10 protein-coding genes are annotated in these 14,160 nt (G+C 66.2%); 3 read left to right on the forward strand and 7 right to left on the reverse strand.

Annotated elements, in window-relative coordinates; genetic code table 11:
- The first annotated feature begins 39 nt into the window (after nucleotides 1-39).
- The 3 genes from AC1D2H_RS00070 to cutA (AC1D2H_RS00080) are packed head-to-tail and all read left to right on the forward strand — an operon-like array spanning nucleotide 40 to nucleotide 1,021.
- Nucleotides 40-681 (forward strand): hypothetical protein, encoded by a 642-nt coding sequence (locus AC1D2H_RS00070; RefSeq protein WP_478009432.1) that lies wholly within the window; start codon nucleotides 40-42, stop codon nucleotides 679-681.
- Nucleotides 681-860: a divalent cation tolerance protein CutA gene (gene cutA, locus AC1D2H_RS00075; RefSeq protein WP_478009433.1), complete on the forward strand. Its 180-nt coding sequence runs from the start codon at nucleotides 681-683 to the stop codon at nucleotides 858-860. Before AC1D2H_RS00070 ends, cutA (AC1D2H_RS00075) begins: the two co-directional genes overlap by 1 nt.
- Nucleotides 860-1,021 (forward strand): divalent cation tolerance protein CutA, encoded by a 162-nt coding sequence (gene cutA / locus AC1D2H_RS00080; protein WP_478009434.1) that lies wholly within the window; start codon nucleotides 860-862, stop codon nucleotides 1,019-1,021. Before cutA (AC1D2H_RS00075) ends, cutA (AC1D2H_RS00080) begins: the two co-directional genes overlap by 1 nt.
- Before the next feature lie 59 nt (nucleotides 1,022-1,080).
- Here cutA (AC1D2H_RS00080) and AC1D2H_RS00085 read toward each other — a convergent pair whose 3' ends face one another.
- The 7 genes from AC1D2H_RS00085 to AC1D2H_RS00115 form a co-directional block, all read right to left on the reverse strand.
- Nucleotides 1,081-2,439, reverse strand: a complete 1,359-nt coding sequence (locus tag AC1D2H_RS00085; RefSeq protein WP_478009435.1) for a hypothetical protein — start codon at nucleotides 2,437-2,439, stop codon at nucleotides 1,081-1,083.
- A gap of 110 nt (nucleotides 2,440-2,549) precedes the next feature.
- Nucleotides 2,550-3,305, reverse strand: a complete 756-nt coding sequence (locus AC1D2H_RS00090) for a rhamnogalacturonan acetylesterase (protein ID WP_478009436.1) — start codon at nucleotides 3,303-3,305, stop codon at nucleotides 2,550-2,552.
- Nucleotides 3,302-4,609: a pectate lyase family protein gene (locus tag AC1D2H_RS00095; protein ID WP_478009437.1), complete on the reverse strand. Its 1,308-nt coding sequence runs from the start codon at nucleotides 4,607-4,609 to the stop codon at nucleotides 3,302-3,304. The genes AC1D2H_RS00090 and AC1D2H_RS00095 overlap by 4 nt, the downstream gene beginning before the upstream one ends.
- A 2-nt stretch (nucleotides 4,610-4,611) precedes the next feature.
- Complete coding sequence (locus AC1D2H_RS00100) at nucleotides 4,612-7,509, reverse strand: TonB-dependent receptor domain-containing protein (RefSeq protein ID WP_478009438.1); 2,898 nt, start codon at nucleotides 7,507-7,509, stop codon at nucleotides 4,612-4,614.
- A 38-nt stretch (nucleotides 7,510-7,547) separates the two neighbouring features.
- On the reverse strand, nucleotides 7,548-10,355 hold the full coding sequence (locus AC1D2H_RS00105) for a pectinesterase family protein (RefSeq protein WP_478009439.1): 2,808 nt from the start codon (nucleotides 10,353-10,355) through the stop codon (nucleotides 7,548-7,550).
- Nucleotides 10,352-10,927: a PEP-CTERM sorting domain-containing protein gene (locus AC1D2H_RS00110; RefSeq protein WP_477932800.1), complete on the reverse strand. Its 576-nt coding sequence runs from the start codon at nucleotides 10,925-10,927 to the stop codon at nucleotides 10,352-10,354. Before AC1D2H_RS00110 ends, AC1D2H_RS00105 begins: the two co-directional genes overlap by 4 nt.
- Nucleotides 10,928-11,066: 139 nt before the next feature.
- The gene (locus AC1D2H_RS00115) at nucleotides 11,067-14,006 is read right to left on the reverse strand and encodes a TonB-dependent receptor (RefSeq protein ID WP_478009440.1); all 2,940 of its coding nucleotides are present in this window, start codon (nucleotides 14,004-14,006) and stop codon (nucleotides 11,067-11,069) included.
- Nucleotides 14,007-14,160 lie beyond the last annotated feature (154 nt).

Below are 14,160 nucleotides of genomic sequence, written 5' to 3' on the forward strand. Positions count from 1 at the left end.
CTAACGTCGCAGCCCTCGACACTGGGTTGACGACCGACGATGAGCTTTGGCTACAAGACGGCGTGGTTCGCCATCCGCACCCCGGACACGGAAACGGTGGCTCGCGCACTGGGGCTCACGCACCTGAGACCCGCGCCCGCCGAGGCCGGCATCGCGGCCGGCTACGACGAGGACAGCAAAGTGTTCATCACGCCCCCCATCAACGGCTGGACGCTGGCCATGAGCAGCGGCTTCCTCGATCTGGCGGATGGCAACCCACCGGTCTTCGCCAGCAAGCTGCCCCAGTTGTCGGTCGAACTGGGCGCCGAGGTGCAGTTCTTCGCCAGTCACCGGGTCGTGGAGGCTCATGCGTGGGCGCGTGCGGCGCATGGTGAGCTGAACCGCGCCTACACCTACAACGGCTGTAACGGCGAGGTCCAGATCGACTTGGGCGGCCAAACGCCAGAGGAGACGGCTCTCGGGCATCGCTTCTTCAACCCTGACGCCCCCGAGGCTGGCAATGACAGCTACTGGGAGCGCAACGACCTGCGCTACGCCCATGAAGAAGACGTGATGGAGGTGGCCGGTGCCTGGAGCGTCAACCCGCAAAGCCTGGAGACCCTGCACGAGGGGTTTCTCGCAGATGGCGGCGCGTCAACCGTCGCGTCGCCGGCTCACAAGCCCTGGTGGAAGGTCTGGTGATGGACACCGGGGACACCGACCTGGTGGCCGTCTTCACCACCGTCGCCAGCCAAGAGCAGGCCGATGCCCTCGCTCGCGCCGCCGTTGAACGGCACCTCGCCGCCTGCGTACAGACCGAAGCCATCCGCAGCACCTATCGCTGGCAGGGCGCCATCGAGTGCGAGGCCGAGGTGCGCTGATGTTCAAGACGAAACGAGTCCTGTATTCGGCGCTCGAGGCGCTGCTTCTGGAATTGCATCCCTACCAAGTGCCTGCAGTCTTCGCCGTGCCCATAGCAGGCGCTTCGAGCGAATACGCAAGCTGGATCGCAACTTCGCTGACTCATACGCATGCGTCGTAGGCGGCCGCAGTGCCAAGTCAAATTGCCCTGGACAAAAACGTCGGTATGGCGCCATAGGGCTACCAGCGATAACCAGGATCTTCGTCGCCGTCAAACATGTACCAGCAGCTTGCCGCACCGCTGCCGGTTTCTCGGGTGTCTTTCTTGAAATCGTATTCGCCCATGCAGGCCAAACCAAGTTGCAAGGCACCGCGGAGGTCAGGCCAAGCGGCTTGCAGAGCGGCCTCGGCCAGCACCGACGGCGGACTGTTTAGCCGCAGGATTTTTTTGAACGTGAACGACGGGACGCGTCGCCGATCGAGGTCAAATTTCTTGTATTGAATGTCGACGAATTGGTGCGTGATAGGCCCGAGGCTGATGCAGTTGTCCTGCAGCAAGGCCTGCAACTGCGGCGCAAGAGCGTAGACCGCGGTAGTGAAGGACTTCCCTTTGTCAGCAGCGTCATCGACCACCTGCTCGTCTGGCAGCCGAACCAGTCCACGCGCCGCTACAAGACGCTCGACCGTTGGCAACGTCTTGGCAACTACGGCGTCGGAACTCGATCGCTGTGGTTTATTCAGATAGATGCCAAAGCGATAGCGATCGCCGGGAAATACCTTGTCAACGGGCAGCCTTCCTTTACCCGGCAGTACCAGGCAAATCCGTTCCGGACTCAAGGACAGCTTGCCCTCCAGTTCAGATCTCGTTGGGTCCGGCAGATCTGCGTAAGTCTGAGATTTGCGCCTTGCTTCCGGAGTCAGTGAATCGAAGCGCAAGCCCGGCAGTTCGCCCTCATCCTCACTTTTCCATCGACCGTCGCGCCTTTCAAGTCTCATGACGACGCGTTGGCCCTCGAGTTGTCGCGCAATTTGAGGAAAGGCTTGCTGAACGCCTGGATCTCGTGCCCAGCTTGGCAAGGCGTCCGGCCCTGAAAGACCGACACGAACCGACCTTCGGAAGGAACTCTCACCGTCGAGAGAATCCTCTCCGCCAACGAACCCCAGATATGAAGCTTTTCCATACACGAAGCAATTGCGGCGATCGTCCAGTTGTGACCAGCCTTTGGCGGTAAGTCGATAGCGCCACGCAGGTTGCGGCAACGAGCCTGCAGCAGCTATGGAAACCTCTTCCTTCTGCAGGAGGCCGACTGCCGCCAGCGTGTCGAGCTCCATGAGCTGCTTGACGCCATCCGGTCCGCGCGCCGCGTCCTTGACATAGTCCGCGTACCAGCCGAATTTGCGGAGCTTGCTCCGCGCCGTGGGTGGTGGATAGTCCGCGGGCAATGCCAAGCAATAGTCGACTCTGGTTGTTTGGTCATGCTTGACCGCTTCGACAAAATCCGCCTCCGCGGGAAGCTGAACTGAAGACTCCGCGGCCCAGCAGTCTGACCAACATCCAATCAACACCAAGCTCAAAACCGCCGACAAGCGCCGTCGCATAGCCGACCTCCTAGTCGGTAGTCTACTGACGCCGGCAACACATGCTCTCGCGACAAAACGAGGAGACGCAGTTCAGGTAGTCGGACTGCGTCTGAAACTACCTCTTGCGCCTACGGCCCCAGCGTCTTTGCGTTCGCCAGTTCCGGCCTGAGCCTGATCAGCCCCTCCATCACCTGCCCCGAGAAAAGGTCCGCTCCTTTCGGCCCGAGATGGGTGCGGTCAAAGCGCGGCGGCGCTTCGGCCAGCGTATCGGCGCCGGCCTGGCCCATGGCGGCCACAGCGGCATGGCTGACCGCGTTCAGGTCCAGCACCTGCACACCCTGCTCCGCGCCCACCTTGAGGATGGACTCGGCCCAGGGGCGCAGGTCGTTGGGGAGTTCGCCGTCCCTGAAGGTGCGGCGCGTGAGCGGCGTGATGAGCAGCACCTCGCCGCCGGCGGCCTTCACGTCCTTCACGTAGCCAGCCATGTTGGGGCTGAACTCGGTGGCGAAGTCAGTCGAGCGGCCGGGCTTGCCGGGCTGGTCGTTGTGGCCGAACTGGATCAGCACCAGGGTCTTCTGCTTCTGGCCGGTCTCGCCGCGCTCGTTCAACAGCGCCAGCACCGTGTCCCACAGGCCCTCGGCGCGGAAGCTCATGCTGGAACGGCCGCCGCGCGCGAGGTTGATGCAGGCGACCTGCTGGAAACGCGCGCACAGCGCATTGCCATAGCCGCTGCGCGGCGCCATCGTCGAGTCGCCGACGAGGATGAGGCGTGGGCCGGTGGCGACATTGGCCGTGGTCTCGCCACGCGGCGCGGAAGCGGCACGCGTCTGGGCGACGGCGCTGCCAGTCAGCAGCATGGCGAAGAAGAAGGAAGACAGCTTCATGGTTTCGCGGCGGCAGGCCAACCGGCCTTGGGGCTCATGTCGTCGAGGTTCCAGTCCTCGGGCTTGAAAGTGCGCTTCGTCGTCGCGTGGCGCGGGTAGCCGAGGGCATTCTCGACTTCGGAATCGATCAGCTTGCCCTTGCCATTCGCCATGTCGGCCAGCAGCCTCGCATCGAGCGGATCGCGCGCCCAGGGCCGCGCACCGACCAGTGGCGGTAGTTCGCGCGCCAGATCGGCAGCCGATCGGATGGCCAAGCCGGCAGGCAATTCAGGCTTGGCCATGACGATGAGCTTGCCCGTCGTCTGCGCGTTGTTGCCCAGCAGTGGCACTGGCCGGCCTTGCGCGTCGTGGGCGAGGTTGTCGGCCATATGCAGTTCCAGGTCACCCTGGCCCAGCATCGTGAAGAAGGCCGTACCGGCCACCGTGCTCGGGCCGTGGCGCATCGCATTGCCCACCAGCGTCAGCCGGCCGACCTGCCAGGGCTGGCCGGTCCACTCGTTGGCGAGCAGGTTGTAGTGCACGGCGCGATCGCCCGGGTTGAAGATGTAGTTGTTGATCATGGCCCCCTGCGCACCGCCCTTGAACAAGGCGTTGCGCTGGCGGTTGGAGGCATAGACGTTGGCGTAGATCAGCACGCCGCTGGTGTTGTCGTGGATCAGCGAACCCTTGCTGTGTTCGCCCTTCTCGTGAACCGAGTTGCCCAGCCCCTCGTAGATGAGGTTGTGGCTGTAGGTGATGCGGTGCGACGTGCCCTTGCGCCAGTCCTCCACCGTCTTGCCCTCGAAGCGCGGGCCGCTGGCGGAGAGGTTCTCGTCCGTCGCCCAGGAGAAGCTGCAGTGGTCGACGATGACGTCATGCGCCCCGCCCAGCGTGGAGATGCCGTCCTGGTCGCCGCCGCCCTTCTTGGGCCGGCCGAATTCACCGGGGCGAAAGCTCAGGTGCTGGACGACGACGTCATGGGTCGAGATCATCGTCTCGGCCTTGATGATGCTGATGCCGGGGTCGGGCGCCGTCTGGCCGGCCAGCGTCAGGAAGGGCTGGGTGATCTTCAGCGGCTGGCCGCCCATGTCGATGACGCCGCCGACCTCGAAGACGACGATGCGCGGACCGCTGGCCTCGATGGCTTCCTTCAGGCTGCCGGGGCCGGAGGGCGCCAGCGTCGTGACCTTGACGATGCGCCCGCCGCGGCCGCCCGCGGTCTGTGTCCAGCCCTGGGTGACGATGGCGGCATGGGGCGGCGCGGAGTTCTGTGCGGCGGCCGGCAGCGCGGCAACGGCCAGCAGGCAAGCGAAGAGTCTGTTCATGCTCAGAAGCTGTAGTCCGCCGTGACCTTCCAGGCGCGGCCCAGCACATCCGCCAGGCTGGTGATGTAGCCCGTGTAGATGGTGTTGGACGTGACCGGCGGGTTGGCGTTGGTGAAGTTGTTGACCGCCAGGCCGAGCTTGAGCCCCTTGAAGCCCGAGTAGGCGACGCTGGCGCCGTATTGGCTGTAGGGGCTGACGCGCGTGATGGCGGAGCCGGCGCGCGGCGTGAGGTCGGTCAGCGCGGTGTTGTAGCGCACCGAGAGCAGGCCCGACCACGGGCCGTTGCGCAGGCCCACGGAGGCCGTGTGCTTCCAGCGTGGGTTGATCTGCGGCATGCCGGCCAAGCCGGAGTTGACGCCGGCACCGCCATAGCGGGCATCGTTGGTGATGATGCCGACATTGCTCAGCATCTCGCCGCCCTTCTCGGCGCTGAAGCGATAGCTCTCGTAGTAGGTGCCGTCCAGCATGAAGCTGAGTTCGCCGATGGGCGCCGTCACGCGGTAGGCCATGGACAGGTCCAGGCCACGGATGCTGGTGTCGCCGCGGTTGGCCTGGCTGGCGACGATGTAGTCGATGGTGCCGTCGGCCTTGCGGATGATGTTGGTCGCGTACTTGGCCGGCTGCTGCTGCACCTCGGCGATGGCCACGGCGCCCAGCATGTCGGTCAGCTTGATGCCCCAGTAGTCGGCTGTCAGCAGCAGGCCCTTGGTGGGCTCCAGCGCCAGGCCCAGCGTCCAGCCCTTGGACTTCTCGGGCTTGAGGAAGCTGTTGTCGGGCGACTTGGTCCAGTAGTTCATCGTCTGGTTGCAGACCTGGTCGCGCGTGAAGCCGTTGACCGGGTTGCCGGTGTTGGCCACGGTGGGCGTCGCGCTCGGGCACAGCACCGGGTCGTCCATCACCTGGGTGCGAACCTCGGGCGTCGGGTTCTGGATGTCCATGATGGACGGTGCCCGGAAGCCCGTGTTGGCCGAGGCACGCAGCACCAGTTGGTCCAGGGCCTGGTAGCGGGCCGACAGCTTGGGGTTGACCGTCGTCGTCTTGAGGTCGCTGTAGGTGTCGGAGCGCACCGCGGCGTTGAAGCTCAGCCGCTTGGTGACGGGCGCGTCCACCTCGATGACCGCCGACTTGATGTTGCGGCCAAGGTCGCGCGCCACGCCGGTGGGCGTCTCACCGACGAGGTCGTGCTTGGTGACGTTGCCGAAGGCGTCGATGGCATAGCTGCCGTTGGCGTTCTTGGCGACATAGTCCAGCGGAGCGGCTTCGACCTTGGCCGAGTCGCGGCGCACCTCGCCGGTCACCGCCACCACCAACGGGCCGCCGGAGAGCTCCATCAGCGAGCGTGTCAGCGTCGCGTCCACGCTGCGGTTGTAGGCGCGGTTGACGCGGTAGCTGTAGTCGCTGGCCTCGATGCTGCGGAGGTACTCCAGGCCTTCGGCGTCCTGCAGGCCGAAAGGATTCAGGATGCCCTTGGTGAAGCCTTCCTGGGCCTTGGAGTAGAGGATGTAGCCGGCGCCGGCGCGGGTGTCGCGGAGCGACCGGCCGTAGTTCAGGCCGACGCGGTAATCGAAGCCGGCCACCGTGCCCTCTGCGCTCAGCACCAGGCGGTCATTGGTCTGCTCGTCGTTGCGGTAGGCCGAGCCGAGTTCGGCCGGGCCCCAGACGAAGAAGATCGTCCGGTTGTTCATGTTCAGGTCGGTGACCGCGCCGGGCGTCTTGGCCGCGTCGAGGAACATCGCCGGCGAGTTGGCACCGGTGTTGCTGCCCACCACCTTGACGGCCGGCGTGATGCCCTTGCCGGGGTAGAACTTGCTGGTGGCCGGCATGCTGTAGGTGGTGGCCGGCGCCGTGCCGGCGGGTACCTGCATGCCGCGGTACTTCTGGACGTTGAACTTGCTGTGCAGGCCTTCCAGCGTCAGCGCGTGGTCGTTGTTGATCTTCCAGCTCAGCTTGCCGTAGACGTTGGTGATCTCGCTGCCGTCGGTGATGGCGTCGTAGTAGTTGGGGTTGCGGTAGCAGCCGGCGTTCGAATAGGTGGCCGGCGTGGCGACGCTGCCGGCGCCCAGGGTGGGCAGCGAGTAAGGCGCCGCGCAACCGGTCGCATAGGCCGGGTTGTAGTTGGAGTTGGCGCCCGTCGCGAAGCCGAAGTTGGCAATCGGGCTGGGGTTCTTGTTGTCCGGCACCAGGCCCAGGCCCATGGCCGACAGCACCGAGTAGTCGTACAGCTCCGGGCGGTCGATCTTGAACAGGGCCGACTTGCGCTGGTGGTCCAGCGACACATAGGCATTCCAGCCATCGGCATTGAGATCGCCGGTGCCGACGATGGCGCCGATGGCCTTGGTCTCGCCACCGCCGGAATGCTCGGGCTGGTTCCACTCGGCCTTGACGCGCGCGCCCTTGAAACTGTTGAGTGTCCAGAAGTTCTGCACGCCGCCGATGGCGTCAGAGCCGTAGATGGACGAGGCGCCGTCACGCAGCGTCTCGGCGCGGTCCAGCGCCATGCGGGGAATGACGTTGACGGAGACGTACTGGTCCTGCAGCGGCTCGTTGGCCATGCGGCGGCCGTTCAGCAGCGTCAGCGTGCGCATCGGGCCCAGGCCGCGCAGATTGAGCATCGGCCCGGCCGCGCCGCTGTTGGTGCCCAGGGACAGGGACTGCGGCATTTCCAGCACCAGGTCCTTCAGCTCGGTGTGGCCGCGCGCCTCGAGCTCCTCGGACTTGATGACCGACACCGGCAGCGCCGTCTCGCCGGCCAGGCGCTTGATGGAGGAGCCGGTGATCTGGATGCGCTCCAGCGTCGCGGGGGCGTCAGTGCTCTGCGCCTGGGCAGCAGCGCACAGGCTCAGCACGGCGCTGGCGCACAGGGTCAGGCGGGCGGGGAATGGCAGGGTCTTGATGCTCATGGGGTCTCCTGGTGTCTTGTGTGTTTGGCCCGGCCCGGTCAGGGCGCGGGCACCCAGCCGCCGGGCGCACCGGTGGCGATGGTCGAGTTCTGGAAGATGTCGGCGCGGTTGGTCAGGCCGGTGGACGAGCCGAGGGGCTTGGCCAGCACGAGGTTGGTGGCCACGTTGTTGACCTTGACCGAGGCCACGCCCAGACGCGCACTGACGTCCAGCGGGGCGCCGTTCAGGTCCATGCTGCCGAACTCGCGCCAGCCCACCGTGTCGGTGGTGCCGCCGTCGGCCGTGCCGGCCCAGGACGGCGGGTTGCTGCCGCAGCCGCCGGTGCCGACACCGGACTTGCTGGTGCCGGTGCCCACGCACCAGCCGGCGGGCAGGATGTGCGAGCCCATCTTGGTGTTCACGAAGGCGATGTGGTCGATATAGGTCGTCGCCGTCGTGCCGCCGCTGCGCGCCAGATAGGCCTGGCTGACGGCGGGTTCGGCCGTGAGGCGGCTGTTCAGGAAGACAAAGCCCTTGTCGCCCGCCGTGGCGCGCGACTGCAGGATGAAGCCGGCCGAACTGCTGCTCGTGTCGGCCACCGAGCGGATCTCGCAATCCTCGAACAGGCTGGCCATCACGCTGCCCCAGATGAAGTCGACGTTGCCGGCCACCAGGGACTGGTAGAACCAGTTGTAGCCCTTGAGCTGCAGCGTGTCCTGCTGGCTCAGGAAGTTCATCTGCTTGGCCACGAGGCGCGCGGCCGCGGCCGTCGTGCTGGTGTTGAAGTAGATGGCCTCGGCCTGGTTGTCCCAGCTAGTGCTGCGCACATGGGGGTTCTGCAGCGTGAAGTTCTGCAGCGTCAGCAGGTCGGCCGTCTCGACGAGCAGGGATGCGCGGCCGCCGCCCAGCACGCGATGGCCCAAGGTCTTGCCCGAGGTGCTCAGCGCCGCGCCTGCGGATGCGCTGCTGGCACCGCTGCCCGAGTTCAGCGACTCGAAGTTGACGTCGCCCACCACCACGCCATCGCGGCTCTCGCCGACGATGCTCAGGTTGGACACCTTGCGCAGGATGTTGAGCTCGGGATAGCTGCCATTGCCCAGGTGGATGGTCTTGGGCGTCGCGACGGTGTTGCAGCCGTTGGCGGGCGGGCTGTTCGTCGAGCAGTTCTTCATGACCCAGTTCAGCGCGCCCTGCAGGGTGCGGAAGTCGGCCGTCGTGCCGCTGTCGTCGACGTTGAGGTTGGTGAAGCTGGCCGGTGCGGCGCGGGTCGTGAACTTCCAGTTGTCGGCCTTGGCGATGCCGGCGAAGGCAGCGCCCTTGATGCTGCCGCTCAACACCGAGGCGTCCATCGTCACGTAATAGGCCGTGCCGAAGTCCAGCTTGTTGCTGTGCAGCTTGATCATGGCCTTGGCCCCGCTGACGCTGACCGGGCGGTACCAGACATAGCGCGCGAACGTGGCGCCATCGGGCATGGCACCCAGGCCGAGGGCGTCGATCTCGAGGTTGGTGCGGGCGAGCACGACCTGGGTGTCGCTGGCGGACGGCGCGCTGCTGACATCAATGCTGTCCACCAGCACGTCGTCGCTCGCGCGATAGACATTGACCTTGCCCGCCGTGCCGATGGCGGGCGGCGCGTCGAAGGACAGCGACAGGCGCGTGTCGGTGTGGACATTGGTCTCGTTCGCGGCCGGCGAGCGGGTGCCGCCGACGTCGCTGACGTTGCCGCTGCCGCTGATCTGCGTTGTCACCTTGCCGGCACCGGCCAGAGCCAGCGCATTGGCCTTGACCAGGGCCGTCGGCCGCGGCTTGAAGACATAGCCCGGCGTGAAGGCCGTGCCCGGCTGCACCGTGCAGGCGCCCAGGGGCGCACCGTTGAGGAGGGAGCCACTGTCCTGGAAAGCGCCGCTGTGGTCGGAGCTCGGGTAGCTGACGACGCTGTCGCAGCCCGTTGCGCCGTCGATGGCGAAGACATTGGCGTGCGACAGCACATTGCCCTGCTTGCCGATGCCGATGCTGTACGAGTGCGGATAGGGGTTGGCCGTCTTGCTGCCGACGAAGTAGTTGTTGAAGACGTGGACCTGGCCGAAGCGCACGCGCGGCACGCGCTGGGTCACGCCGTTGAAGACGTTGTTGGCGATGGTGATGCGCAGCTTGCCGAGGTCGCTGGTGAGACTGTCGGAGCCGCCGATCAGCATGCTCTTGTCATGCGCCGTGACGACGTTGTAGGAGACGGTGATCAGGTCCGCCCCCTTGGTGATGTCGATGGCACCGTCGTGGCACTGCTTGGTCTTGCCGTTCTCGACCGGCAGCGTGTCGTCGGTGACGGGCGTGTCGGTGATGGTGTTGCGGTCGATCCAGACCTGAGTGGCGGTGACGATGCCGATGGCGTCGTACTGCGAATTCCAGTTGCCCAGGGCGCCATCGGTCGGGTCCCAGATCGGGCCGACGTCGCAGGGCGCGACGAGGTGCAGATTGCGCACGATGACCTGGCTGACACTGGTGATGTCTATCCAGGCGTTGACGAAGCCGGCGCCGGGGCCTTCACCGATCAGCGTGGTGTTGCTCGTCAGCTTGACGCGTGCCCTCACCTTCTGGTCGGCCGTGTTCGCGAAGGGCGTGCCCTCGGTCATGTCGATGGTGCCGGCCACCTTGATGATCTTGGCCGCATTGGCGCCGTTGGCCAGCGCGTTCAGCAGCTCGGCGCGGTTGTGCACCGTGTAGATGTGCTCGGGCGTGGCGGCGCTGCCGCCGACGGTGCCGGCGCCCCAGCCGTCGCTGGGCGCCGTCTGCTGGGCGATGTCGACGGCCTGGGCCTGCAGGCCGAAGGCCAGCAGCGCGAGGCCACCAAGGCGTTGCAAGCGTTTCATGCGGCCCTCCTCGTGCGGCGCAGGGCAACCAGCCCCAGGCCCGCCCCCAGCAGCGCGAGGCTGGAGGGCTCGGGCACGGCCGCGGCGCTGACGGCGAGCTGCGTCGTGAAGCTGCCGAACTCACCCGTGAAGTTGACGTTGCTCAGCGTCAGGCTGACGGTGTGCGGGTCCAGCAGTTGCAGGCTGACGTTGCCGCCGGCAACCCCGGTCATGTCCAGCGCCGTGAAGCCGGTGATGGGAGCGCTCAAGCCCGCGAAGCTGAAGGTCAGCGTGTAGCTGCCCGCCAGGCTGCTGAAGCCGGTGTTGTTCCAGACCTGCACATGGCCGTCGCTGAAGAAATCGATGCCTACCGCGGAGTCGCCCGTCAGGAACTCCAGGTCGGCCGCGGCCAGCGCGGTGGTGTTGCTGCCCGCCACGTTCTCGAAGTCATGGTCCAGGCCCAGCAGCGACGTGCTGGCGCCGCTGGCCTGACCCGTGATGAGGGTGCCGGCCGGCAGGCCGTTGGCCGCCTGGGCAGTGATCGTGGCCAGCCATGCGGCGGCTGCGACCGCGAGGGTCCTGAAGGTCTTCATGAATGTCTCCGGGGTGAGGCCGGTCTCGCCACAGGGCGGCCGGCTCTTCTTCGGGATCAGGAGACCTGCAGGGTCCCGCAAGCGAAAAAGGGCACAGACGACAGGTCCGTGCCCTTGCTGGGTCTAGGCCATGGGCGGCTTAGAACTTGTAGCGACCACCGACGATGAATTCACGGCCGGTGTAGTTGTTGGTGACGACGTTGTTCATCGCGCGGGAGATGAACTGGTCGTTGGCCTGGTTGGTCAGGTTGCTGGCCTCGAAGGTCAACTGCAGTTGCTTGTTGAGCTGGTAGCCCATCGACAGGTCGACGTTGAAGGTCTTGTTCTTGCCCGCCACGTCCTGGTTGTTGCCTGCCGGGATGGTGGTCAGGAAGGCCGAGCGCGCCGAGCTCGACACGCGACCGCTGAAGGTGCCGTCGTCGTAGTAGACCGACAGGTTCCAGGAGCGCGGCGACAGGTTGACGAGGTCTTCACGCACGGTGGCAGCGCCGACCGCGGCCGAGATCACATAGTCCATCTTGGACTTGACCTGCGTGTAGTTGGCCAGCAGGCCGAAGTTCTTGCCCCAGCCCGGCAGGAAGCTGAAGGGCTGCTGCACATTGATCTCGAAGCCGCTGAGCTTGCCGCCGGGGGTGTTGACGGGCGCACTGACGAGGAAGATTTCATCGCCAGTGAAGTTGCTCGGCAGCAGCGACATCGGCAGGCCGGTCTGGTTGTAGGGCACGTTGCGGCCCTGCGTCAGCACATAGCTCTTGATGGTCTTCTGGAACAGGCCCAGGCCGATGAAGCCGTTCTTGGAGTGGTACCACTCGACGCTGGCATCCAGCGTGGTGGCGCGGAACGGGTCCAGGGACGGGTTGCCACCGGTGTAGCTCAGCGTGCCGGTGGTGGACAGCGTGCCGCCCGGGTTCAGGTTCTGCAGCGGCGGGCGCGACATGACCTTGGCCGCCGCGGCACGCACGATCAGGTCCTTGGCCAGGTTGACCGAGAGGTTGGCCGAGGGCAGCCAGTCGTTGTAGTTGCGGGTTGCCGTCACGGCGCTGCCGCCGCCGGTGGCCAGGTAGCCGCTGGCCTCGATGGAGGTCTTGACGTAGCGGGTGCCGAGGTTGCCGCGCACGGGCATGCCGCCCAGGCGGGTCTCGAAGTCGGCCATCAGCCAGGTGCCGGTGTCGGTCTCGAGGATGGCACGGTTGCCGCCGCGGGCGCTCCCGTTGGTGATGGAGGTCAGCGTGAAGTCGCCGGGGCCGCCGGCCGGGCCGGTCTTCAGGCAGTTGCAGTAGATGTCATAGGCCGCGGCGATGGCGTCCAGGTTGGGGATGACCCAGGACGTGATGGAGCCGCCCGGCAGGTTCTGGCCCTTGCCGAAACCGGTCAGCGTCGTCACCAGGCTGGCCGGGTCCACGCCGGCGGGCAGCGTGTTCATCGTCTCCACCGTGCGACGGATGTCGTAGCTGGTGAACTTGAACTGCTTGTAGCTGACACCGCCCTTGAGCGTCAGCGCGTCGGGAATGATTTCCCAGGCCAGGTCGGCGGTCAGCACGTCCTGGCGGTTGGTCACGCCGTTGGGGCGGATGCGGATTTCGCTGGGCGTGAAGTTGGCGATGGAGGTCGCGCCGACCGGCACGCCGTAGATCTTCAGCGCGCCGTTGGCGTCGGCGGGGTTCAGGTTGCCATAGCCGAGCAGCGGCGCGCGGTCGTCGCCGCGGGCGTCGAACACATAGCCGTTGACGTTGGGAGCGTCCAGCGTCGTCGTCGTCTGGATGGGGTTCTTGAACTTGGACGTGGYGCGGCCACCGCGCAGCGTCAGCTTGATGGACTCGCCGATGTCCTGCTCCACCGTCACCGTGGGCTGGTTGAACTCCGTGCTGAGCTTGTCGAAACGCGACTCGGCACGCACGTCGACGCCGTTGAACTTGCCATAGAGCATCTGGCCGCTGGGCGCGAACTGCGCCTCGACGACGCTGGTCTGCTGCTTGCCGCCGGCCGACAGCGCGCGGCTGAAGGAGATGGCTTCCAGGAAGTCTTCCTGGCGGGTGGCGTCGAGCTTGGAATACAGCATGTCCAAGGTCACCAGCATGGTGTCCGACGGACGGACCTGGATGGAGCCGGTCAGGCCGACGCGCTCCTGGTCATGCGTGAGGCGGCCGTAGCGCGGCAGGCGCGGGTGGAAGTTGGTGGCCTTGCTGGCCTCGTTGTAGGCCGCCAGGTTTTCCGGCGTGTTGGGCAGGCGCGGCACACCCTGGGCGGCCGGGCCGCAGGTGGTGGCGGTGGAGCCGGTGGGCAGGTTGGCGGTCACGCCCTGCGGGGGGCACCAGCCGCTGAAGGTGTTGCCGCTGGACGGGCCGTTGTCCCAGCGCACGGTGCTGAAGCCTTCCTCGTAGACCTTGCGCTTGGAATAGGCACCCGACAGCAGCATGCCGATCTTGCCGTCGGCAAAGGTGTTGGAGATCAGGAAGGCGGCCTTGGGCGTGGTCTTGCCTTGGAGGTCGTTGTAGGTGCCCTTGACGGACACGGCGGCCGCGAACTTCTTCAGGTCGAAGGGGCGGGCCGTCTGCAGGTCGATGGTGGCACCCAGCGAGCCTTCGTCGACGTCGGCCGAGCTGCTCTTGCGCACGGTCAGCGAGTTGAAAAGGTCGGCGGCGAAGACGTTGAAGTCGAAGGCGCGGGTGCGGTTGGCGCCGCCGGAGCTGTCGGTGCCGCCGGTGGTGGCCAGGGCCTCGATGCCGTTGATGCGGGTGCGGGCGAAGTCGCCGCCCAGGCCGCGCACGGTGATGTTGCGGCCTTCGCCGGCGTCACGGTCGATGACGACGCCCGGGATGCGCTGCAGGGACTCGGCGAGGTTGGTGTCCGGGAACTTGCCCATGTCCTCGGCCTTGATGACATCGACGATGCCCTTGTCCTGGCGCTTGGCGTTCAGCGCGCTCTCCAGGGAGGCGCGGATGCCCGTGACGGTCACCGTCTCAAGCGAATTGGCAGGCGCGGTCTGGGCCCAGGCGGGTGCGGCGGACAGCGCGACAAGGGTGGCGGCCAGAGCCACCGGGCTCAGTGCCTGGCGGTGGGACGGACGGAATGCGGGCATGTGATGTCTCCTGGTGCAAGGTCATCTGAGCGCTGTCGGCGCCGATGGCTCTCGGGTTATGCAAGGCTTTGGGGACCCGGGCGCACGCAGGGCACCCGTCGATTTCTATGGCCGGCGACGCTGCAGTGCGAGCACCGGTTCGATCACCGCGACG

Source organism: Roseateles sp. P1_C1_2, assembly GCF_056406535.1.